Genomic DNA, 23,815 nt, shown 5'->3' with positions numbered 1-23,815 from the left:
TATTTTTGTAGTATCATTAAATAATAAAATTATGAAACGCTATTTTGCTTTTGGATTATTCGGAGTTTTTGTTTTTACGATGGGATGTGCTACTAATCCGTTAACAGGAAAAAGTTCATTGGCATTGGTAAATAACAGTTCAATTTTTCCAAGTGCTTTTCAACAGTATGATGCATTTTTAAAGGAAAATAAAGTAGTTACGGGAACAACTGATGCAAAACGTGTTGAAACGGTTGGTATAAAAATCAAACAAGCCGCTGAAAAATGGTTGGCCGCCGTTGGTCATCCTGAGTATTTAAAAGATTATCAATGGGAATATAAATTGGTGGAAGATAAAGCGGTGAATGCTTGGTGTATGCCTGGTGGAAAAATTGTAGTTTATACTGGTATAATGCCTATTGCCAAAGACGAAGCCGGTTTAGCCACTGTAATGGGTCACGAAGTTGCTCATGCATTATTAAATCACGGACAACAACGAATGAGTGCCGGAATTCTGCAACAAGCCGGTGCAGTTGGAGTAGGGTTAGCGGTTGGAGAAAAAAGTGAGCAAGCACAAGCAATTGCAATGACTGCATATGGTGCAGGTTCACAAATGTTTGGAATGTTACCATTCAGCAGGAGTCACGAAAGTGAAGCGGATAAAATCGGGTTGATTTTAATGGCAATAGCCGGTTATAATCCGGAAGCAGCTGTTCCGTTTTGGCAAAGAATGGGAGCGGCTTCTGGTGGACAAGCACCACCGGAATTTATGAGTACGCATCCATCACATGACACTCGTGTTTCAAATTTAACCAATTGGATTCCCGAAGCAAAAAAAGAAGCAGCTAAGTACGGAGTTGTTTTCAAATAAAAAAATAGTATCTTCGAAGCTGTTCTTAAAAGAGCAGCTTTTTTTATGACCAAAAATTTCAACTATGGCAACACTTGAAAAAGGAAGTAGTAAACTTTTAAATGCATGGGCGTTTTATGACTGGGCGAATTCGGTTTATCCGTTGGTGATTTCGTCTTCTATTTTTCCGCTTTATTATGGATTTTTATTTCCGAAAGATAATCCGAATGTGCTTTTTATGGGTTACGAATTTAAAAGTACAGCTTTAATTAGTTTTGTGACCGCTTTTGCCTTTTTATGTGTTGCATTTATTTCTCCAATTCTATCCGGTATTGCCGATTTTGCAGGAAATAAAAAACGATTTATGCAGTTCTTTTGCTATTTAGGTGCTTTGTCTTGTATTGGAATGTATTGGTTTACGGCTGATAATATCTACTTTGGAATTGTATGCTTTTTCTTTGGATTGATAGGTTTTTGGGGAAGTTTGGTATTTTATAATTCCTATTTGCCTGATATTGCTCACAAAGAACAACAAGACAGTTTGAGTGCCAAAGGCTATTCTATGGGATATATAGGAAGTGTTATATTACTCGCTTTAAATTTATACATCATTTTAGGTAAAGAGGGGCAAGAAGCACTAGATGCGATGCGAATGGCTTTTGCGATGACCGGAATTTGGTGGATTCTTTTTGCTCAATATGCGTTTTGGTTCTTGCCAAAAGGAAATAAAAATGCAGATAAAATTACTAAAGATGTCATTTTTAATGGTTTTAAAGAATTAAAAAAAGTACAAAGTCAGTTATATCATAATCTAAGGCTTTATCGCTATTTGGTTGCTTTCTTTGTGTATAGTATGGCGGTTCAAACTGTGATGTTAGTGGCTACTTATTTTGGAGAACAAGAAATCAATTGGTCAACAGATAGTGAAAAAACAACGGGATTAATTATTAGTATTTTAGTAATTCAATTGGTTGCAGTAATAGGGGCAACATTGACTTCTCGAGCATCAGAAATGTTTGGTAATATTCGAACGTTGATTGTGATCAACGCCATTTGGGCCATTATTTGTGTGTTTGCTTATTTTGTAACCGAACCCATTCATTTTTATGTGACTGCTGGTTTTGTGGGAATGGTGATGGGAGGAATTCAAGCACTTTCTCGTTCAACTTATTCTAAATTTTTACCCAAAACCGAAGATACAGCTTCCTTTTTTAGTTTTTATGATGTTGCTGAAAAAATCGGAATTGTGATTGGAATGGCAATCTACGGAACAATCGATCAAATCACCGGAAGTATGCGAAATGCGATTGTTTTTCTTATGGTTTTCTTTGTAGCAGGATTATTATTGTTGCTACGTGTGCCAAAAAATCAAGTTTCAGAAGTGTGATAGCTTAATAGAATAGCTCTTAAGTAGTAGATTTTACTTCAAAAAAGAACACGAATTTCACTAATTTGCACTAATCTGAATAGATTAATTCGTGCCAATTCGTGAAATTCGTGTCAGATAATAAATTTTCTAAATCATCTTAATTTTACCAGAACCTGCCACTTTTGTATCAATTTTTTTAGGTTTTCCCTTGTATTCTATATCACCTGAACCGGAAACCCGAGCTTCAATAAATTCTGTACAATTGGTTGAAATATTTCCAGAGCCCGAAACGTTAACTTTACTGTTTTGAGAAACTAAATCAAGAGCATATATATCACCTGAACCAGCTAAGCTAGCTTCAAAATCTGAACAAATTCCTTTAAGATTAATGTCTCCAGAACCAGCTAAAGAAGCGGTTACATTTTTAGCATCAATGGCTAATTTTATATCACCAGAACCCGCCAAAGACATCTTGAATTGATCAGACTTTAGGGTAAAAGAAGAAATAATATCACCCGAACCGGCTAAACTAACTGATGATATCGATTTAACCGGAATAGTGATTTCAATTTTATTCCCTTTTGAGGGTTGAAGATTAAATCCTTTTTCGGTTTTGATTTTTAATTCATCGCCATTGGTTTCAATAATTACATATTCAAGTAAGTTTTCTTCACCTTTTAAAGTAATTTTACCTTCATTACCTTCAATTAAAGTGACATAAAAAGCCCCGGCTACACCTATTTCGTCATAATCAGATGTGGTAATGTTTTTGGCTACGATATTTCCGTTTCCTTTAATTTTTTCTTGTCCCCATTGTGCAAAAGCAGTTGAAACGGACAAAAATGTACAAATGATAAATAGTTTTTTCATAATGAGTTTTGTTTTAATTGCTAACAGATAAATTTACATTTCCATAATTGGAGTTAATTGAAAGTTTGTTTCCACCACTTTTTTTATAAAAGCCTTTATACGATTTAGATGAATGCGTTTCAATTCTAGCGTTATATTCTAATGCGGCTTCACTTGTAAAATTGGCATATTTAGTAGAGACGTCAAAATCAAAGAAATAGTTAGGACTGTGTGTGATTTTTACATTCGTGTAACCAGCATTTATCGTAATATTACTTGCCTTTGCTGAAACACCATTCAGCGATAAATTACTATAATTGGTGGAAAGTTTTAAGTTGCTTTCAATCTCATCGATTTTGATGGTTAAGTAATTTCCGCTACCTTCAACATTGTGGATTTTTCCCAAAACAATTTTCCCGTAATTACTGGCATATTTTAAATTATTTCCGTTTTGAACGTTTACATCGGTGTAACTGGTATTGAGGTCTAAATTTGTAAATGAACCGATAGAAATACCGGAATATTTAGCGTTTATAGTGGCGTTTTTCATTCCATCAATAGTAGATTTTGAACAATAATCAATTTTGATTGTATTAGAAGAATTGTTCAGTTTTCCCATCGAAATTTTACCGTATTTACAGATAACATCTGAACTACCAAAAAGATCATGAGTCATAATATTTCCGTATTGATTATCTATTTTTATGTTACCGTTTTTTGGAATTTTGATGGTATAATTGACTTCCATACTGTTTCTTCGTGATGAATTACCCACTCGTTCAAAGATTGTTTTGGCTGAATATAAACTTTTTGTACCGCCCATTTCAATCGAAATGGAAGCTAGTTTTTCATTTACCCAACTTTCATCATCAGCACTAACAGTAATGATTACTTCAATGTCAATTTTATCTTCTTCCCATGTTGTTATAAATATGTTACCATATTTATTTTCAACATCTAATGTTGCATCAGAATTAACAACCACAGTCTTTTTTACTGTTTTTTGCTTGGTAAATTTCCCATTATGATTGGTGGCCAATCCTGTAAAAGAAATGAAGCAAATAAATAATAGGTTATATAGATTTTTCATTTTCGATGTTTTTTTGATGAGTAATGATTTCAATTTTTTTGATTACTTCTTCCAGAAATGAAATTCGCGTTTGAAAATTCAGAATCATGGCATGAAGCAATTGTTTGGTGTCTCCGTTTTTTTGTAATTCGTTGATGATTTTTTGATAATCTTGCTCAAAAACTTTCATTTGAGTGAGAGCATCATTGATAATTTGTTCCGTTTCCGGAGTTTGTTTTGATTTTAAATCGGTTAATTCTTTTTCAACAACAGAGGCAAAGTAGTCGTGGGTTTCTTTGGTCTGTGCCGATGCATTCTGCCACTGATTAGTTGGCTGATTGTCTTTAAGTTGATAAAAACTGATGATTCCGGCAATCAATAGGAGTGAAGCGGCCAATGATAACGGTATCCAATTTTTCTTTTTCGTTTGAACCGGTTCCGCGTTTAGTTTTTTCGAAAAACGATCAGTATGACCTAACCGTGGAGTTTCGGTATCCCATTGATTTTCTAATTGACTAAATAACTGTTCGATTGAATCTTTTTTCTCTTTCATAATCCTTTTATTTTGAGGCTAATTGTACACGTAAACTTTCTTTTGCTCTGCTCAAAGTCGTTCGGCAGTTAGCATAGCTAATATTAATAATTTCGCAAACTTCTTCTAAATCATAGCCTTCAATTAATACTAAAGTTAAAATCATTCGGTAGCTTTCTTTTAGCTTTTGCATGGCATTCATCACTTCTTGTACTTTTAATTGTGTAAAAGGCATGGAATCTTCTTCTATTGTATCTTCAATTTTATACGCCTTTGCTTCATAATCATCATGATTAAAAAAACTATTTTTCTTATAAAAATCGATACTAAAATTGATAACGATTCTTTTTAGCCATGCACCAAAAGCCACTTCGCCTTTGAATGTTTCCAATTTTTGAAAAGCTCTTAAAAAAGCTTCCTGCATCACATCTTCCGCAAAATGTTCATCTTTCACAATTCGAAGAGCCACGTTATACATCGCTTTGCAATAGCGATTATACACTTCTAATTGTGCTTTTTGATTATTTTGTTGGCAAAGTAAAATCAGTTGCTCAATATTTTCTTTAGCTAAATTCAAAAGTTTGATGTTGATTTGATAGAAAGACGGCTTCTTTTTTTAATGTTACACTTTTTTGAAATTTATGAAATAAAATTTAAAAGAGACTAGGTTTTTTTTATATTTGGGACTTAAATAAAATAAAATGAAAAATATTGGATTTTTTAGTGTCGCTCTAGTAGTTTTTTCTGTTTTTATGATTTCTTGTTCGGCAGATATTGAACCGTTAGATCCTGCTATTCAAGTTCCGGGTAATGGGAATGGCGGAGGTGGAAATAATGGCGGCGGCGGCGGTGATGGCGGCGGAGTTTCAACCGGAGATTATTGGCCTATGACGGTTAATAATCAATGGGTTTTTGCACAAGATGGTGTGGATCAAAGTCCAATGAAAATTGTTTCAACACAACAAATAGACAGTAAGACACATTATAAATATGAAAACTTTTTAGGAACTTCTACTTTGGGTTCATCGTTTGAAGGCTTGATAACTACAAGAAAATCAAATGGTGTGTATTATTACAGAGCTGAAGTTAATATTCCTTCGGTTGATGGAAATCCTGCAATAAATGTATCGCCTTTAGAAATCATTGTATTAAAAGATTTTTTAGAAGTTAATCAGACTTGGACACAAAGTTTAACTCAAACTACCACCATTACTGGACTTCCACCCATTAATACTCCGGTATCTATTGTTGGTAAAATTTTAGAAAAAGATGCTTCGTTAACAATTGGAGCAACAACTTATACAAATATCATAAGAGTAGAATTGATTCAAACCACTCAAGGTGAGGTTAATAAAAATTATTATTGGTTTGCTAAAGATATCGGAATCGTAAAATATCAAAATTTATATCAAACAGTTGATACAATTAGTGAATTACAATCGTATGTAATCAACTAATTTTTTCATAAAATTAATAATTAAAGCCGTTTCTTCAAAGAAGCGGTTTTTTTATGGCATATATTTTGACTATTCATAAGTGTGAAAATGTAGTTCATCGTTTTTGTAAGTTTTTATTATTCATAATCAATTAGATGCTCTATATTTGTTACCCTTTATGAAAAAAGTTTAACCTGACAAATTGACCCTAAATATATATGTCAAACCACAATATTATCACGATTGACAAATTGTCATTACATGATTTTGATACTGAAGCCGATTTAATTCCGTTGTTAACACCGGAAGATGAAGAGGAAATGTCAAAAGAGGAATTACCCAATTCGCTTCCTATTTTACCCTTACGAAACACTGTTTTATTTCCCGGAGTTGTAATTCCAATTACCGCGGGGAGAGATAAATCGATTAAATTGATTAATGATGCCAATGCCGCCGGAAAAGTGATTGGTGTTGTAGCTCAGAAAGATGAAGATGTAGAAGACCCCAAAAGAGATGATATTCATCAAATTGGAACGGTTGCTCAAATTCTCCGAGTGTTAAAAATGCCGGATGGTAATGTAACCGTTATTCTTCAAGGGAAAAAGCGTTTTCAAATTAGTAAAGTTATTTCAGAGGAACCCTATATCAATGCTTTGGTTAAAGAAGTTCAGGAAAAACGACCAGGTGCTACTGATACTGAATTTGGTGCAATCATCGATTCTATTAAGGAAATGGCCATCAAAATCATAAAAGAAAGTCCAAACATTCCATCTGAAGCTACTTTTGCTATCAAAAATATTGAGAGTCAGTCTTTCTTAATCAACTTTGTTTCCTCGAACATGAACTTAGATGTAAATGAGAAACAAAAACTTTTGTCGATGAACGTATTGAAAGAAAGAGCTCTTTCTACCTTACGTTACATGAATACTGAATTACAAAAGTTAGAACTTAAAAATGACATCCAATCGAAAGTACGCATCGATTTAGATCAACAACAACGCGAATATTTTCTTCATCAACAAATGAAAACCATTCAAGAAGAATTGGGTGGAGTTTCCTATGATCAGGAAATTGATGAAATGCGTGCCAAAGCCAAATCTAAAAAGTGGGATGAAAAAACGGCGAAGCATTTTGAAAAGGAAATTTCAAAATTGCAACGTACTAATCCGCAATCACCGGATTTTGGAATACTTCGTAATTATTTAGAGTTGTTTTTAGAATTGCCATGGAATAAATTTTCAACAGATAATTTTGATTTAAAAAGAGCTCAAAAAATTTTAGATAAAGATCATTTCGGTTTAGAAGATGTCAAAAAAAGAATCATTGAACATTTGGCGGTTTTAAAATTGCGAAATGACATGAAATCGCCTATTATTTGTTTAACAGGCCCTCCGGGTGTTGGTAAAACTTCAATAGGTAAATCGATTGCCAAAGCATTGGGGAGAGAATACATTAGAATGTCTCTTGGTGGTTTGCGTGATGAAGCGGAAATCAGAGGTCATCGCAAAACGTATATTGGTGCAATGCCCGGTAGAATTTTGCAAAACATTAAAAAAGCAGGTACTTCTAATCCTGTTTTTGTGTTAGATGAAATTGATAAATTATCCGCAAGCCATAATGGTGATCCATCTTCTGCTTTACTTGAAGTGTTAGATCCTGAGCAAAACAAAGAATTCTATGATAATTTCCTTGAAATGGGGTATGATTTGTCAAAAGTGATGTTCATTGCTACTTCTAACACGATGTCAACTATTCAACCTGCTTTGAAAGATAGAATGGAAGTGATAAAAATGTCAGGTTATACATTAGAAGAAAAAGTAGAAATTGCCCGTCAACATTTATTACCTAAACAATTAAAAGAGCACGGATTAACAGCAAAACATTTGGTAATTGGAAAAAAACAATTGGAAAAAATTGTGGAAGGCTATACCAGAGAATCCGGAGTAAGAGCTTTAGAACAAAAAATTGCTCAAGTAATTCGTAATGCTGCAAAAGCTGTTGCAATGGAAGAAGAGTATAATGTAAAAGTTACCGATGAAGATATCATTAAAGCATTAGGAGCTCCACGTTTGGAAAGAGACAAATCAGAAGGAAATGAAGTGGCTGGAGTTGTAACCGGTTTAGCTTGGACGAGTGTTGGAGGTGATATTTTATTTATAGAATCTTTGATTTCCAAAGGAAAAGGAACGTTAACTTTAACCGGAAATTTAGGTAATGTAATGAAAGAATCGGCTACTATTGCCTTAGAATACATTAAAGCGAACGCTTCACTTTTTGGTATAAAAGAAGAGATTTTAAACAATTATAATATTCATATTCACGTGCCGGAGGGAGCTACACCAAAAGACGGTCCAAGTGCCGGAATTGCGATGTTAACTTCTTTGGTTTCTGTATTAACGCAAAAAAGAGTGAAAAAGAATTTAGCCATGACCGGAGAAATTACGCTTCGTGGAAAAGTACTTCCAGTGGGTGGAATTAAAGAAAAAATATTGGCGGCTAAAAGAGCTAATATTAAAGAAATCATCCTTTGTGCTGATAATAAAAGTGATATTGATGAAATCAAACCGGAATATTTAGAAGGCTTAACGTTTCATTACGTTAAAGAAATGAGCGAGGTTGTTGCACTAGCAATTACAAATCAAAAAGCCAAAAATGCTAAAAATTTATAATTAATTATACTGTCAAAATAAAAATGGTGATGTAATTATCACCATTTTTTATTTTTTACATGTTTATTTTTTCTCCTTAAAAAATAATATCTTCGCATTAGCGTTATCTTAAAGCCAATTGAGTTGTAACTGTAATGATTAAAACCTTTTTAACCTTTTTTTTTCTATTTCTTTTCACTGTAAATTATGGTCAAATTGGCGGTCAATCGGTATATCAATTTTTGAGTTTGGTCACATCACCCAGACAAGCGGCATTGGGTGGAAAAGTCATCACACATTATGATTATGACGTGAATGCAGCCATTTTCAATCCAGCCTCGATTAATGATGAAATGCATAATCATCTCTCTGTTAACTACGGAAAATATTTTGGAGAAGTTACGTATGGAACCGCAGCTTATGCTTATACTTACGATCGGCATTTGCAAACTTTTCATGCGGGTGTTAACTATGTGAATTACGGTAATTTTGAAGGATACGACGAAAATGGTCAACGCACTGCTGATTTTACGGGTAGCGAAGCCGCACTTTCATTTGGTTATTCTTATGCTGTTACAAACAATCTTTTTATTGGTGCAAATGCTAAGCTAATTACGTCTACCCTTGAAAGTTATCATTCTTTTGGTGGTGCAATTGATGTTGGAGCTATTTATATTGATGATAGAAATGATATCAATTATGCATTTGTGGTGCGTAATTTTGGGACACAATTTACAACCTATGCTGGAACGCAGGAAAAACTACCTTTTGAAATCATAGCCGGAATATCACAGAAAGTTGAAAATGTTCCGATTCGATGGCACATTACACTTGAAAATTTGCAACAATGGAACATCGCTTTTTCTAATCCGGCACGTGCTCAAGGAACATTGGATGGGGGTGAACAAAAGGAAAAAGTTTCGTTTTTTAATAATGCTTTGCGTCACGTGATTTTAGGAGCTGAATTTTTCCCCGGAAAAGCTTTTAATCTTCGTCTTGGGTATAATTTCAGACGAGCAGAAGAATTGAGAATCGAAGAACAACGTCATTTCTCCGGAATTTCTGCCGGTTTTAGTTTGCGAATGAATAAAATACGTTTTGATTATTCGTATTCCCGTTATACTGTTGCGGCCAATATGAGCTTGTTTGGATTGATGATTAATTTGCAGTAAGGTTGATTGGTGTATAGAAAATAGAGTATAGAAAATAGAGTATAGAAAATAGAGTATAGAAAATAGAGTATAGAAAATAGAGTATAGAAAATAGAGAATAGAGTATAGAAAATAGAGAATACAGAATAGAGAATAGAGAATAGAAAAAAGAAAATGAGGGTGAACCTTAGTTCCTCAGTAACTTATCACCTCAGCACCTTAAAAACATGAATAACATTACCATTGCCATTGACGGATTTTCTTCCACAGGAAAAAGTACATTAGCTAAACAGCTTGCCAAACATTTAGGTTATGTTTATGTTGACACCGGAGCAATGTATCGTGCGGTGACTTATTTTGCTATGCAAAATCAGTTGGTTGGAGAAGATTTTTTGAATAAAGAAGGATTGATTCAAAAATTACCGGAAATCAAATTGCATTTTCAATTTAATCCTGAATTAGGATTTGCAGAAATGTTTTTGAACAATGTCAATGTAGAAATGCAAATCCGAACGATTGAAGTTTCACGATTGGTGAGTAAAATTGCTGAAATTTCAGAAGTGCGTTCTAAATTAGTAGAACAGCAACAGGAAATGGGTAAAAACAAAAGAATTGTAATGGATGGTCGTGATATTGGAACCGTTGTTTTTCCGGATGCGGAATTGAAGTTGTTTATGACTGCAAGTGCTCACACGCGTGCGAAACGGCGTTTTGATGAATTAGTGGATAAAGGACAAAATGTTTCCTATGATGAGGTACTTCAAAACGTTGAAGAACGCGATTACATTGATACTCATCGTGAGGATTCTCCTCTGGTAAAAGCTGAAGATGCCATTGAAATTGATAATTCTACGTTGACCAAGAAAGAACAATTTGATTTGGTATTGGAATTAATTCACAAATTTTTTGCTTAATTCTTTTTTGGTTGCCGTATTGCCGTTAATCATGATGAATTTTAAATTGAGCATGGCTGCATTCTGCTCTTTTTTTACTTCATATTGGAATGTATATCGACAACTTCCAAGCGTGGAGGAGCCATAACCTTGATAAATCAAATTCAGCGTGTCTCCAACAATTTGAATTTCTCCCAAATAGGAATAACCACAAAAACCGGCTGCATTAAACTGAATTAAGCAGTGATTATCTTTCAATTCAATACGTTCTACTTCTAATGATTTGATTTCATCTGAAAACTCAGCTTGTAAGGGTTTCACTGAAAAGGATTGAAGATGCATTCCACTATTTTTAGCTTCTCTTATTTTTTCACTATTGTGTAAAATTACATTTCCTTTTAATTCATTCTGGGAAACAAACGCAGTAGACTGTTCTTCAAAATGGGTTTGTCCCAGACTGATGAAAGGTAAAAAAAGCACAACTAATTTAAGCAGTAATCTTCTCATTTTTAGACTTTTTACATTCAAATGTATAAAAGCTAAATAGTAAACCCTATTTTTTTCGTTTAAGTGCATGAATAAACGATATAACTTTCATTGATAATCAAATCAATACTTTCCATTTTTACGTATATGATTTTCGGGAATCAATTTGTATTTTTGAATTCATTTCTGATATTCTAAAATATAAAAAATAATTTTCTCGCAAAGAAGCAAAGTCGCTGAGAATGTATTTTAAACTTTGCGTCTCTACGAGAAAACAAATGATACAAATATGAAAATCGTTATATCGCCAGCCAAATCATTGGATTACGAATCGCCCATTCCGGTGGATAAAGCCACACAATTTTGTTTTTTGAAAGAAGCTCAACAAATCAATAAGCTATTAAAAAAGCAAAAGCCAAAGCAATTGATGGAATTGATGGACATATCTGATAAATTGGCCGATTTGAATTGGCAACGCAACCAAGAACGGGATTTAGATAATTTTACTCCGCAAAACTCACGTCAAGCGATTTATGCATTTAATGGAGATGTATATATCGGTTTAGACATTCATACTTTACCGACTGAAAAAGTTGATGTTTTGCAAGACAAACTCCGTATTCTCTCCGGCTTGTATGGTTTGTTGAAACCACTGGATTTGATGCAACCGTATCGATTGGAAATGGGAACTAAATTTCCGATAGGAAAAAGCAAAAACCTCTACGAATTTTGGAAAGCCAAAATCACCAAGCAATTGAACAGCGAACTCCAAAAAGGCGAACTTTTTATCAATTTAGCCAGTAACGAGTATTTTGATGCAGTGGATGTAAAAACTTTAAAAGTCCCCGTCATCACACCCGAATTCAAAGACTACAAAGACGGGAAATTAAAAATGATTAGCTTTTTTGCTAAGAAAGCGAGAGGGATGATGGTGCGATATATCATTGATACCAATGCGGAAACCATTGATGATTTAAAAGGTTTTAACTACGAAGGCTATGCATTTGATGCGAATTTGAGTAAAGGGGATAGGTTGGTTTTTACGAGGTAGATTTTTATCCTCACCCCCGACCCCTCTCCAAAGGAGAGGGGAGATAGGACGTGGTAAAATACTGTTAGATTATAAGTAATGAATCTGCTTTTTATCCTTTATAGCGAAGCTATCAAAATCTGTGAAGATCAGCGTTTGCAAAGCAATCCGTCCCGATAACAATCGGGATCCGCGTTCCAATTAAGAATTAGTTTCTTTCACCTCCAAAACATACCCAATCCCATGCACATTGGTCAACTTAATGCTTTCATCCTCACTCAGTTTTTTACGTAATTTGGAAATATACGTATCCAAACTTCTCCCCACAAAAACACCGTGATCTTCCCAGACTTTTTTTGAGAGTTCTTCTCGTTTGATGATTTTGTTGGGATTTTCTATAAATAGCGAAAGCAATTCCACCTCTTTTTTGGAAAGACCGATTTCATTTGAGGCCAATAGTAATTTACTCTCTTCAGGATAAAACTGAAATTTGCCCAATGGAATAAAACGTTCGTTAGTGGAATCAAGTTGTTTCGTTTCTCTCTTTTTGGGGAAGAAAACAAAAGATGAAATTAGGCTAACAATAAGTAAACCTATCCAATAGTATTGTGTTGTATTGGTTTTTACATTTAAAAATTGTACTTCAATTGAATAGCATTTTTTTGGTATTATCCTTCCGCTACACGGGATAATATCTTGAATTAACGCATTACTTTTTTTATAACTATAGGACACTTCAGAATCTTGACATTGTTTCACTTCTATTTGATAAAGTGGTGAGAGATTAGCTTTTTTGAAACTTTTTTCTACAATGGAAACTAAACTGTCCGGATGAATGATTAGTTCTTTTTCAAAGGAAAGTTGGTACTTTGACTGTTCTATTTTCTTTACCGGTAAAATGAGTGAAGTACTATCACCATTGGCTAACAACAATTTATTGCCCACATCTCGCAAGGCAATTTTTGTCAATGCTGTAAATGCTTCCTTATTATTCTGAGAAGTGACAAGAAGTAAAGCAGATGAAATGGCAATCAAAACACTACCGTAAAAATATATTTTTCGTTGATTCATAAGTGGTGCAAATAACATACAATTTTGTGATTTTTTAAAACAGTTGACACTTCTTTTACATTTTTTTTGCATTTTAAACAATTGATTGGACTAGTTTTACATCAAGTTTGTTCGGATAGAGCAACTTTATCGTAAATAAACTTTATTACAATATGAATTCAATAATGAAATACTTGCAATTACATAATCTTCTACTAAAAACATTTATTTTATCAATATGTTTTTTGGGTATTACATCGTGTGCCGGGCAAATTGAAAAACACGCTACAGCATTAAAATTCATACCGGAACAAACGAAAATACATGCCAATAGTATTAGTTTAAAAGCAGAAACTTTACCCGAGTATAGAGTTGACATCCATGACAAAGATTACCAAGGAAACCAAATCAGTGGCGTGATTCGTACTGTTTTTCAAGATAGTAAGGGAAATTTTTGGTTTGGCACACAAAGCGGACTCTGTCGAAAAGACAAAAATGGACTTGTTTATTTTGATCTTAAAAACCGTATTGGACAGGGAGTAACGGTACATGTTATCCTTGAAGATAAAATGGGTGTGATTTGGATTGGCTATGGGGGTGGAATTGCGAAATATGACGGAACGTATTTTACCAATTATCATGAAAAAGATATTCTGATAACCGGCGGACTTTGGAGCATGCTAATGGACTCAAAAGGAACACTTTGGGTTGGAACTACACATGGTGTCTTTACTTTTGATGGCAAAGCATTTACACCTTTTGAAATTCCGGAAGGAAAAGTAAATCCAAACTTTGGCGTTAGCACTTCTAAAATGATACACTCCATTACCGAAGATAGCAAAGGCAATATGTGGTTTGCAACCAATGGCGGAGCGTATAGGTTTGACGGAAATACATTAACGAACATTTCAGCTAAAGACCAATCGCTTTCCAATTTTGTAAATCAAATTATTGAAAGAGCAGATGGGACGTTTTGGATTTCCACCGTGAACGGACTTTTTCTCTACGATGGGACTTCGTTTAAAAGCATCACTGAAAAATTATTAGGTAAGGATGTAGGAGTAGGCTGCATTTTTGAAGATAATATCGGTACGATTTGGTTTACTGCGAAAAAGAGTGATATCTATAATTATGACGGCAAAACATTTCAGAAAATTGAAGCTAAAATTAAAATAACCGATCATACAGTATTGCCCTTTGAAGTTAACCAAGACCAACAAAAGCAAGAAGGTAATTTTTTACCTTTCCCTTTTCAAGTCTACCAAGACCGACAACAACGACTTTGGTTTGTAGGGTTTAAAGGAGCGTATCGTTTTGAAAACAATGCCTTTGTGAATGTTACTAGAATCGGACCGTGGTAACGGTAATTATAGAATCAATTTTAATTAAAAATCTTTAAAATCATCAATCATGAACAACAATTTATTTTTTGGCTTATTACTACTTTCGTTCAATTACAATTGTGCGGAAGTTAACTCACAAGACATGGCTCAAAACACCAAAGCGGTTGACAGCGTGTTTGTTGGACAAACTCATTTTAGCGATGATTTGGTGCGGGAAGATCCGCTTTACACTGCTATCGTTCGCGTTGACAAACAAAACGATAAGGAACATTTACTTTCCATCCAAATGAATGTAAAGAAGGATGGCTATTTTGTTTCACCAACAGAACCCGGTTCTTTTACAGGAAAATTTACGATTGTGCTTACTGAACCGCAACATCTACAAACTAATGGAGCCATCATCGAAACCCCTTTATCAAAAGTGGATGAAAACGAAGGTTACGTTAAATGGGTTCGCCAAAACACGCATTACAAACAATCGTTAAAAGTCCTAACCAACGAAAATTTTGAAGTGTATGGCTATATTCAATTTACGATTGAACCACGTTGCACGTTAGAAAAAATTCCGTTTATTCTTTCGTATGTGGATGGAAAGTTGAGTGTGAAGATGGATGGGTGTTAACTGTTGTCGGTTGTCTGTTAACAGTTGTCTGTTGTCTGTTGTCAGTAGTTATAAGAAAAAAAATAGTATTTAATCCATTAATAACATGAAAAAAATCATTTCAATATCCATCCTTACGTTGGTAATAGTTGGCGGACTGGTGTTTAGCTTTACTCAGTTCAACAACGACAAGATTGCCAGTAATGAAATTAAAACGGAGACTTCTAATAAGTCAAAACAAAAGCCCCTTTCAGCGGAAGAAATAAAAGCAGAATTGAAAAAATGGGAGGCAAGTCCGGATGGGATGGCTTTCAAAAAATGGGAAGCTTCACCCGCCGGCCAAAAAGTGTATGCTGCTGAAGCTAAAATCATGCCATCCATTAAGAATAATACTACTATGGAAGCAGTTGTCACTTCTTTATCTCTCCCTGAAGGTTCTAGACTCGGTTTTGGCGTAATGGTTCAAATCGAAGGGGAAGATTACATTCTTTCTTTTGGCATTGAACAACCCGGTAAAAACAGTTTGAACTTAAAAAGAGAATTTGACCTTTTACGAATGCTTAAAGTAAACGACAAAATTAGCCTAAAGAGTAAAAATGTATCGCATGCTCCAAAGTATGCTTATCCAATCGTGTCGGGTGATTATGTGGAAAGAGAGGGTGAAGTGATGTATAAAAGAACTCCGCGAAAAGGTGGGTGTTAAGAAAATATATTTTGAAAATTGATTTAGAAGTTTGTTTTTTCTGAGATAGTGAATTGGTGATTTTGTTTGTGGGTATGAGAGAGACGCTCGCACGAGCTGGGGAATATAAAGTATTATTAGGATTTTTCAATCTTTTATTTGCTGCGAAGTCCAGACGCTAGAAGAGCTGAGTAAAGCTCTCGTGTCTGAAGAAGGAAGAATATCAGCTAATATAAGCGATATTTGCAGAGTAGTTTACTATTAAAGAAGACTTAGTGGAGGTGGGGTTTTCTAACGTAATATAATTCGGTGAAGATTTTGCAAAAATGAATTATGCTTTTAAATTCATGAGTTAAAAGATTTATTGCAATATTTTCATAAGGTAATGGTGTAATATTAAAATATTTTTGCTCTAATATTTTTTCATCATCGTCAAAATAATCCCAAGTAAAAATACATAAATCTTTTGTTCCAAGTTTTTCTTTTCTGATAATCCACTTTTTTAATTCACTTTCTTTTTCCTTTATATTTTCATATAGATTTAGTTCAGATTCTGTAATTGAAGCGAATTTTATTAAATCAGTGAAATAACTTATACTGTTATATAATTTACAAAAGTCATTATAATAATCATTTGTGAAGTTTTTTATTTCACTACATGTAGGCAAATCACCATTTCTATTAATTTTATTAAACTTTTTTTTATTGAATTCTTCAAACAAACCTTTGTTTTGGCTTATCCAAGTTGTTAGTTCTTGGATGTTGTAGATTGATTTATCTTTGAAAAAATTAAGAGATTTAATTAAATCAGAATTTTCATTTTGCATATTACACTTAAAATAAATTTAGTCAATATTCCAATAATTTTCAGGGTCGCCTTCAAAAGCAGAATTTATTGTATCATCATCAAAACCATACACACCATTATATTCTGAATAACTACGTCTATCGTAATCATAATCTTCGTAATCGTAATCTTCATATTCTTCTTCAAAATTTTCATCAAGAAAATGACCGAATTTTTCAGAATTTGATTTTACATTTAAGTCTAAGAAATAATTATTTTGGACTTCGTCGTAAGTTACACCATATATTTTTTCGAACTTTTCATTGTTTAATTTTAAAGTTTCTACATTAAAGTTTAATTTAAAGTCGGTCAAGTTAGGTGAATACTCAAAAATTGTTGAGTTTAAACGTTTAACAATGAAATTAGATAAGAATTTTAATTTTTCAATTTTTAATAAATGTGGAGGGATTGCAAATACATCTACGTTTTTTATAGCCCAATCCAAATAATTAATGTCAGGATTAATTAGATTTGTTTTTTCAGAAATATCACAATTAATGCAATTCTTATGACTTAATGTTCTCATAATTCGATAATCTGACGTTAAAATTTTTTCTAAGATATTTGAAAAATGTTCTGTTTCTTCTAAATCATTTTCATCTTGATTTATGTAGAAATGTTTTTCTATTGCAAAGAAATTTTTTGTTATTAAAGAATTGAACGAATGATTTCTAACGTCATCTATAGTTTTTCTTATTTGGTCAGTTATTTCGAAGTGTGGAACTATAATTTTTTTGTTAAAATCTTTATTTATGCAAAAATTTATAACCTCGTTTAAATATTCTTTTAACAAGTAATCTCTATTGAATGTGCTATTGATTTGTCCTTTTAGAACTTCAATAATTGACTTGTCTTTATATTTACCAAATTTTATTTTTTCTTCTGAATTAATGAAACAAGAAATCCTTTTTTCAATAACGTGCCCATTTTCAAAGTTCAGCCAAAGATAATTTTCATGATAACTTGAAAAGTCATTATAAATGGCTTTTCCTAATCCGATTTGAATTATTCCTGAAAACCAATTTGCAAAAACGGGTTCATTTGTATTAAAAACCTCAAAGTAATTTTGATTTGAAGTTTCTATGTCAATTATGTATAATTTGTCATCTGATAATTTCCAATATCCTTGATAACCTCTCCAATGAGCGGTTGTATGTGCTTCAAACTTAAGTTTGTTTGTTTCAATAAATTGATTTAAAGGCAAATTACTCATCGTGTAATTTTCGCCTCTATATTCAATTATTTCTTTAGCTTGCATTGTCATAATTTCACTCTATTTTATGTTTTTGCAAAATTTTGGGATATAATTACTGCCAACTGGTATAACATCAAATATAAACAACATTTATGTAATTTATAAGTAAAATAATTAAGGAAAAATAAACATTTTTTTCTCAAGATTTAAGAAAATAAATTTAAATCAAATTTTACAATTACCTCTCCCCACCAAAAATCTCCTTCACTGCCTCATCATAACTCCTCGGGTTCTGAGCTTTTTTAATTTTTTTCAACGTCTTTTGTGGGTTGGAGAAGGAAGTGAAAAAGTATTCCCAAAAACCCAACATTTTCATTTTGATAGGCGTGGGGCCGGAAAGAGCAGGATTATTTGCTAATTTGTTAGATTTTTTTTGTTTGTTTAAAAATGAAAAGTGGTATTCTAAACTCGATTAATCCCACCAAATATAAATTATCTTTTTATTGAAATATTTTTTGAATATATCTTCATTAATCATTTCATAATCATATTCAACTTCATCAGGTTTTAAATTTTTTATAGCTTCTTTTACTTCTTCTTTTGTTAAATCTCCAATTATGTATATCATATCAGAATAAAACCATTCGTTATCATTTAATTTTCCATTATCATAAATCATAACTTCATTTAACTTAACATAAGAAGCATTAACTTTAGGGTTTTCAGATAATTTTTTCAAAGTTTTATAATATTCTGAAACGCTTGGTTTTTTGATTAAATTTGAAGCGATTGAACCTTCATCATTATTTCCATCAAAAAATTCATCAATTGATAAAAGTATTGGTTTATCAAAATTATGGAAATTTAATAAATCGTATTTTTTTACAATAATATCTCTTTTTACAATGTCAATATTATTTTCTTCTTTTATAATTTTATTACAGCTTAAAAGAGTAAATAAACAGGCAAATACTAAATGTGATTTAATTTTATTCATATTATTTATATTTTATCATAATCTCATTTCTCCCCACCAAAAATCTCCTTCACCGCCTCCACATAACTTCTTGGATTCTGAGCTTTTTTAATTTTTTTCAACGTCTTTTGTGGGTTGGAGAAGGAAGTGAAAAAGTATTCCCAAAAACCTAACATTTTCATTAATAAAAAAAGTTAACTGAAAAAATATCCAATTAACTTTTCATATTTTGAATGTATAAATTTAATACATTTTAATTTTATCTATCGCTTCATCGGCGAGACTTTCAGTTAAACCAACTGAACCGCTTGTTTGGATTAATTTACTTTTTAAAAAGTCGGGCAATCCGTTCAGCGATTTATCGTCGTCAATGATGATGAATTTTTCATCCACATTTTTCGTGTTAAACCATTGCAAAAGTTCTTCTTTTCGATTCAAATGATTCGGATTCTTTGGAAGTCGCGTGATTTTATTTACGTTGATATTTCTTCGTTTAAAAATGTTGTTCCATTCTTTCAACGTGTATTTGTATTTGTGCGAGGTGGTCAATACAATATTGGCACTTGAACTAGCAATAATTCTATCAAGCGACCGAACGGCATTTGAACTGAACGCAGGGAAACCGTCTTCTAAAATTTCCGGTTTTCGCCATGCGTTGGCAGGTACCATCACTCCATCTATGTCTAAATATAGTAACATGATGCAAATGTAAAAAGTAAATCTTAAATTAATTCCTTTTTTCTTTTCAGATATAAATAAAAATCTAGCGTTTACTTTTCCCCACCAAAAATCTCCTTCACCGCCTCCACATAACTTTTCGGATTTTGAGCTTTTTTAATCTTTTTTAACGTCTTTTGTGGGTTGGAGAAGGAAGTGGAAAAGTATTCCCAAAAACCTAACATTTTCATTTTGATAGGCGTAGGGCCGGAAAGAGCAGCATCGTATTCTTGGTAAATCGTGTCGTGAAATTCTTTGAAGATTTGCCAACGGTTGGTTGGGTATTCTGTGGTGTTGTTTTTAATCATACTTGGCAAAAACGGGTCGGCAATCAAACCGCGACCAATCATAAAATGATCAATACTCGGGAAACGTTCTTGCATTTCTTTAAACTTGGCAACAGAATTAATATCGCCGTTGTAATAAAGTTTGTGTCGTGTATTTTCGGTGCAGCGTTGAAAGGCTTCTAAATTCACACCGCCATTGTACAATTGCTTACCAATTCGGGCGTGAATGGCAATGTTTTTAATTGGATATTTATCCAAAATGGGGAAAACATCTAAAATTTCTTCGGGATGTTCGTAGCCCATTCGCATTTTCATGGAAACAATGACGTCGGTTTCCTTGTGCACACGGTTTAAAATATGATCAATCCGCTGAGGTTCGCAAATCAACCCGGAACCCATTCCTTTTTTGGTCACCATCGGATAGGGACAACCTAAATTCCAGTTGAGTTCTTTGTAACCCAACTCTTGAATGTATTTCACGACAAACAAAAACTCATCGGCATCATTCGTCATTACTTGCGGAATCAATTCGGAGACTTTGTTGTTTTCGGGTTGCAAATCACGTTGGTAGGAATTTTTGATGACCAATTTTCCATCCAACCGAATGTAGGGAGCATAAAACGTATCAATTCCACCAAAATAATGATGAAACGCATTCCGAAAACGAAAATCGGTGAAACCTTGCAATGGCGAAGAAAGTAGGGTAGGACTCATGGTTTAATTTGAGTGGTAAAGATAAGGGAAAAGGTATAAGCTTGAGATTGGAAAAATTAAAATTTTGACTATTCAATCAGTTTTTTAAACCATTAAGAAATTAAGTTTCATTAAGGTTTTCCTTTTAATTTCTTAATGGTTTTAAGTGTTTATAACTAAATTTTATAACCTTCAATAAAGACCTCTTCAATCAAATTACTCCCAAACTCATAGGGCAATTGATAAAATGAATGAATGGGTTTAGTAATGATAATGTTGGCCTTTTTACCTTTGGTAATACTTCCATGTGTGTCTGAAATGCCCATCGCATACGCTCCATTAATTGTTGCGGCATTAATCGCTTCCTCTGGAGTCATTTTCATTTTAATACAAGCGGTTGCGACTACAAAATTCATGTTTCCGGAAGGAGTTGTTCCGGGATTATAATCGGTTGCTAGGGCTAATGGCAATCCGGCTTCCATCATTTTTCTAGCTGGGGTATAGGGAATACTGATGAAATAACTACACGAAGGTAAGGCAACCGGCATTGTTTGGGTGTTTTTGAGCACTTCAATATCTTCATCGGTTACAATTTCCAAATGATCTACCGACAAAGCGTTATGTTTTACGCATGCTGCAATACCGTTGATGGCAGTGAATTGATTGACATGAATCTTGGCTTGTAAACTATATTTTTTTCCCGCTTCCATAATGCGTTCTGTTTCTTGCACCGAAAAATAACCGGTTTCGAGAAATGCATCAATGTAATCGGCTAAGTTTTCTTTGGCTATTTTCGGTAACATTTCATTGATTATTAAATCGATATAACAGGAATGATTTTCTTTATATTCTTTCGGAAAAGCATGAGCTCCCAAAAAGGTAGCTTTTATTTTGATGGGATAGTTTTCTGCTAATTTTTTAATAGCACGAAGCATTTTCAGTTCACCCTCTACCGTCAAACCATAACCGGATTTAATTTCGATAGCTCCGGTGCCCAATTTCATGACTTCTTCTAAGCGAACTTTTGATTGTTCGTAAATTTCTTCTTCGCTGGTTGCATTGAGTTTTTGAGCGGAATTTAAAATGCCGCCACCTCTAATGGCAATTTCTTCATAGCTTAAACCATTGATTCTATCTACAAATTCCTGTACGCGATTGCCGGCATATACCAAATGGGTGTGACTGTCGCACCAAGTGGGTAAAACAACTTTTCCTGTTGCATCAATAATTTTTGCCTCAGAAAGCGTTGGACAATTTTTCATCTCACCAAAATCAACAATTACATCATCTTCCAATAATAGAAATGCATTTTTTAGCATAGGTAATGTTGCCATTTCGCTACCGGAAACCATATGAATTCCTTTTTCTCTGATTTGAATCAGTTCTTTGATATTTACAATCAGTGTTTGCATGAAAAAATATTTTTTGTAAAAATAGAATGAAAAAATTAAATCCCTTATTTTTATAAAAAATAAAAACCGTGAAACGACTTAAATATAAAAAAGGGAGAAAAGTTCAACCTAACTATTTTGAATATACCGGACAACACAAAGATCAACCGGTAGAAATGCAACTTTATGTATATAATTCTGAATCATTTACGGAGACAAAAGATCTTCAATTTGAGAAAAATGAAATTGAATCATTGCTTCATTCAAATGATGTTAAGTGGTTAAATATACATGGTTTGCATGATGTAGAATTAATTAAAAGAGTAGTTGAAACCATTGGTATTGATGCCTACATTGCCGGAGATGTGTTGAATGTAGCCAAGCGTACCCGAATGGAAGATTTAGAAAATGCATTGTTTTTTAGCATCAAATCTATTTTGCCTGAAAAAGACGAAGCAAGCGTGCGTGTGGAGCAAATTAGTTTTATTTTAAAAGATAATATTCTTGTTTCTTTTCAAGAAAAAAGAGGAGATTTTTTTACCCACATTCGTGAACGTATCAAAACAAATTCAGGTATTGTTTGCAAAAAGAAGAACGACTTTTTACTTTTCTTGATGTTAGATGCAGTAATGGAGAATTTTTATATTACCATTGAAAAGTATGAAGACCTAATTGAACAATTGCAAATTGAGGCAAAAGTAAATGATAATCAAGATGTTTTGGTTCGAATTGAAAAGTGTAGTGAAGATTTATACTATTTAAAACGTTCCATTATTCCACTAAAAGATTCATTGTATAATTTGAAATCCCTAAAAGAAGATGATGATTTTAATGGAATTGAAAAATCAAATTTTACTTTTTTCTCTCGTTTATATCAAAAAAGTTTAGAACTTTTAGATCAAATCGAATATGATATCAGTTCTTTAGAGAGTGCTTCCAGTTTTTATTTTTCTGCCCAAAGTCATCGCATGAATGAAATCATGAAAACCTTGACAATTGTATCTGTGGTTTTTATTCCATTAACCTTTATTGTGGGTGTTTATGGAATGAATTTTGAAAACATACCGGAATTAAAAGCTCCCAACGGATATTTCATCACATTGGGAGTTATGTTTGTCTTAGTTTTAGGAATGATTTACTATTTCAAACGTAAAAAATGGTTTTAGTTTACCGTAAAATTATAAGTAGTTCCACTAAGATTTACCGCAGAAGTATTGATGGTTAAAAACGTAAAGTTATTGGCACTATCAGAAATCAAATCAAAATTTGAACCGTTATATCCATCGAAAAAAACTAATCTATATTGCCCCGGCTGTGTTAATTTAATTCCGCCCCTGTGTTCATATTGGTTGGTAGTTGAATTAAAATCGGCATAACCGGTTATATATAAATTGGTAGTAATTCTACCTTTTTCAACTACAAAATTATTTCCGACAGAAACATTTTCCCAATCAACTTCATTTATTTTCTTTTCTAAACGATAAGTAAAAACGAAATAATTTGATTTTGTTGTTTTGAAAACATCTAAAGGAGTGGTTTGATTCGGTTGATTTAAATAACGACTAAAATTATTAGTGTTTAGCCACAATACATCATTGACATTATAATTACTTTCTACTTCTAAAGTAACTAGATTAGGAATAGAAGTGTAAACCGCATTGTAAAATTCTTCATCCTCTTTACTGCAACTATTTAAAATTGGTAAAAGAATAAGCATATAAAATAAAATGGACTTTTTCAT

The 23,815-nt window shown here is 33.0% G+C and carries 24 protein-coding genes and 1 pseudogene; 11 read left to right on the top strand and 14 right to left on the bottom strand.

Features of this window, described 5'->3' with window-relative positions:
• Window positions 1–31: 31 nt before the first annotated feature.
• The gene (locus H601_RS0102640) at window positions 32–850 is read left to right on the top strand and encodes a M48 family metallopeptidase (RefSeq protein ID WP_026710070.1); all 819 of its coding nucleotides are present in this window, start codon (window positions 32–34) and stop codon (window positions 848–850) included.
• Between the two features lie 64 nt (window positions 851–914).
• Complete coding sequence (locus tag H601_RS0102635) at window positions 915–2,216, top strand: MFS transporter (RefSeq protein ID WP_026710069.1); 1,302 nt, start codon at window positions 915–917, stop codon at window positions 2,214–2,216.
• 129 nt (window positions 2,217–2,345) lie between these two features.
• On the opposite strand, the gene H601_RS0102630 is transcribed toward H601_RS0102635, so the two are convergent.
• The 4 genes from H601_RS0102630 to H601_RS0102615 are packed head-to-tail and all read right to left on the bottom strand — an operon-like array spanning window position 2,346 to window position 5,225.
• Window positions 2,346–3,068, bottom strand: a complete 723-nt coding sequence (locus H601_RS0102630) for a head GIN domain-containing protein (RefSeq protein ID WP_026710068.1) — start codon at window positions 3,066–3,068, stop codon at window positions 2,346–2,348.
• 13 nt (window positions 3,069–3,081) lie between these two features.
• Entirely contained in the window at window positions 3,082–4,137 is a 1,056-nt protein-coding gene (locus H601_RS0102625) for a DUF4097 family beta strand repeat-containing protein (RefSeq protein WP_026710067.1), read from the bottom strand.
• Entirely contained in the window at window positions 4,121–4,669 is a 549-nt protein-coding gene (locus tag H601_RS0102620; RefSeq protein WP_026710066.1) for a hypothetical protein, read from the bottom strand. The genes H601_RS0102625 and H601_RS0102620 overlap by 17 nt, the downstream gene beginning before the upstream one ends.
• 7 nt (window positions 4,670–4,676) lie before the next feature.
• Complete coding sequence (locus tag H601_RS0102615) at window positions 4,677–5,225, bottom strand: RNA polymerase sigma factor (protein WP_026710065.1); 549 nt, start codon at window positions 5,223–5,225, stop codon at window positions 4,677–4,679.
• Window positions 5,226–5,349: 124 nt separating this feature from the next.
• Here H601_RS0102615 and H601_RS0102610 point away from each other — a divergent pair, with 124 nt between their 5' ends.
• The 4 genes from H601_RS0102610 (at window position 5,350) to cmk (ending at window position 10,797) form a co-directional block, all read left to right on the top strand.
• Window positions 5,350–6,105, top strand: coding sequence for a hypothetical protein (locus H601_RS0102610; RefSeq protein WP_026710064.1), 756 nt, complete (start codon window positions 5,350–5,352; stop codon window positions 6,103–6,105).
• Window positions 6,106–6,302: 197 nt separating this feature from the next.
• On the top strand, window positions 6,303–8,753 hold the full coding sequence (gene lon, locus H601_RS0102605; protein ID WP_026710063.1) for an endopeptidase La: 2,451 nt from the start codon (window positions 6,303–6,305) through the stop codon (window positions 8,751–8,753).
• Between the two features lie 134 nt (window positions 8,754–8,887).
• Window positions 8,888–9,904 (top strand): type IX secretion system protein PorQ, encoded by a 1,017-nt coding sequence (gene porQ, locus H601_RS0102600; protein ID WP_026710062.1) that lies wholly within the window; start codon window positions 8,888–8,890, stop codon window positions 9,902–9,904.
• Between the two features lie 206 nt (window positions 9,905–10,110).
• Complete coding sequence (gene cmk / locus H601_RS0102595) at window positions 10,111–10,797, top strand: (d)CMP kinase (RefSeq protein WP_026710061.1); 687 nt, start codon at window positions 10,111–10,113, stop codon at window positions 10,795–10,797.
• Here cmk and H601_RS0102590 read toward each other — a convergent pair.
• Window positions 10,774–11,283, bottom strand: coding sequence for a hypothetical protein (locus H601_RS0102590; RefSeq protein WP_026710060.1), 510 nt, complete (start codon window positions 11,281–11,283; stop codon window positions 10,774–10,776). The two genes, cmk and H601_RS0102590, sit on opposite strands and share 24 nt — an antisense overlap.
• A 268-nt stretch (window positions 11,284–11,551) precedes the next feature.
• Between H601_RS0102590 and yaaA the strand changes: the two genes are divergently transcribed.
• Entirely contained in the window at window positions 11,552–12,313 is a 762-nt protein-coding gene (yaaA, locus tag H601_RS0102585; RefSeq protein WP_026710059.1) for a peroxide stress protein YaaA, read from the top strand.
• Between the two features lie 180 nt (window positions 12,314–12,493).
• Here yaaA and H601_RS0102580 read toward each other — a convergent pair whose 3' ends face one another.
• Window positions 12,494–13,381, bottom strand: coding sequence for a winged helix-turn-helix domain-containing protein (locus H601_RS0102580; RefSeq protein ID WP_026710058.1), 888 nt, complete (start codon window positions 13,379–13,381; stop codon window positions 12,494–12,496).
• 134 nt (window positions 13,382–13,515) lie between these two features.
• Between H601_RS0102580 and H601_RS0102575 the strand changes: the two genes are divergently transcribed.
• The 3 genes from H601_RS0102575 to H601_RS0102565 all read left to right on the top strand — a co-directional run bounded on the left by H601_RS0102575 (window position 13,516) and on the right by H601_RS0102565 (window position 15,989).
• Window positions 13,516–14,703, top strand: coding sequence for a ligand-binding sensor domain-containing protein (locus tag H601_RS0102575; protein ID WP_084139916.1), 1,188 nt, complete (start codon window positions 13,516–13,518; stop codon window positions 14,701–14,703).
• A gap of 49 nt (window positions 14,704–14,752) precedes the next feature.
• Window positions 14,753–15,307, top strand: coding sequence for a major capsid protein (locus tag H601_RS0102570; RefSeq protein ID WP_026710056.1), 555 nt, complete (start codon window positions 14,753–14,755; stop codon window positions 15,305–15,307).
• An 85-nt stretch (window positions 15,308–15,392) separates the two neighbouring features.
• The gene (locus H601_RS0102565; protein WP_026710055.1) at window positions 15,393–15,989 is read left to right on the top strand and encodes a hypothetical protein; all 597 of its coding nucleotides are present in this window, start codon (window positions 15,393–15,395) and stop codon (window positions 15,987–15,989) included.
• 251 nt (window positions 15,990–16,240) lie between these two features.
• On the opposite strand, the gene H601_RS0102560 is transcribed toward H601_RS0102565, so the two are convergent.
• From H601_RS0102560 to hutI, 7 genes and pseudogenes are all read right to left on the bottom strand, one after another.
• A complete protein-coding gene (locus H601_RS0102560) occupies window positions 16,241–16,795 on the bottom strand; it encodes a hypothetical protein (protein ID WP_026710054.1) in 555 nt (184 codons plus the stop codon).
• A gap of 18 nt (window positions 16,796–16,813) precedes the next feature.
• Entirely contained in the window at window positions 16,814–18,079 is a 1,266-nt protein-coding gene (locus H601_RS0102555; RefSeq protein WP_026710053.1) for a hypothetical protein, read from the bottom strand.
• A 169-nt stretch (window positions 18,080–18,248) separates the two neighbouring features.
• Window positions 18,249–18,410: pseudogene (locus H601_RS16755) on the bottom strand (tRNA-dihydrouridine synthase family protein); the annotation flags it as partial.
• A gap of 72 nt (window positions 18,411–18,482) precedes the next feature.
• Window positions 18,483–19,007 (bottom strand): hypothetical protein, encoded by a 525-nt coding sequence (locus tag H601_RS0102545; protein ID WP_026710052.1) that lies wholly within the window; start codon window positions 19,005–19,007, stop codon window positions 18,483–18,485.
• Between the two features lie 222 nt (window positions 19,008–19,229).
• The gene (locus H601_RS0102535) at window positions 19,230–19,685 is read right to left on the bottom strand and encodes an HAD domain-containing protein (protein ID WP_026710051.1); all 456 of its coding nucleotides are present in this window, start codon (window positions 19,683–19,685) and stop codon (window positions 19,230–19,232) included.
• Window positions 19,686–19,756: 71 nt separating this feature from the next.
• Window positions 19,757–20,704 (bottom strand): tRNA dihydrouridine synthase, encoded by a 948-nt coding sequence (locus tag H601_RS0102530; RefSeq protein WP_026710050.1) that lies wholly within the window; start codon window positions 20,702–20,704, stop codon window positions 19,757–19,759.
• Window positions 20,705–20,859: 155 nt separating this feature from the next.
• Complete coding sequence (hutI, locus tag H601_RS0102525; protein WP_026710049.1) at window positions 20,860–22,095, bottom strand: imidazolonepropionase; 1,236 nt, start codon at window positions 22,093–22,095, stop codon at window positions 20,860–20,862.
• Between the two features lie 68 nt (window positions 22,096–22,163).
• On the opposite strand from hutI, the gene corA reads away from it, so the two are divergent.
• Complete coding sequence (gene corA / locus H601_RS0102520; RefSeq protein WP_026710048.1) at window positions 22,164–23,240, top strand: magnesium/cobalt transporter CorA; 1,077 nt, start codon at window positions 22,164–22,166, stop codon at window positions 23,238–23,240.
• Here corA and H601_RS0102515 read toward each other — a convergent pair.
• On the bottom strand, window positions 23,237–23,815 hold the full coding sequence (locus H601_RS0102515; protein ID WP_156900327.1) for a hypothetical protein: 579 nt from the start codon (window positions 23,813–23,815) through the stop codon (window positions 23,237–23,239). The genes corA and H601_RS0102515 overlap by 4 nt on opposite strands.

It is taken from the genome of Flavobacterium filum DSM 17961, assembly GCF_000425465.1.
Lineage (GTDB): Bacteria > Bacteroidota > Bacteroidia > Flavobacteriales > Flavobacteriaceae > Flavobacterium > Flavobacterium filum.
This window is presented reverse-complemented; position numbering and strand designations above follow the sequence as displayed.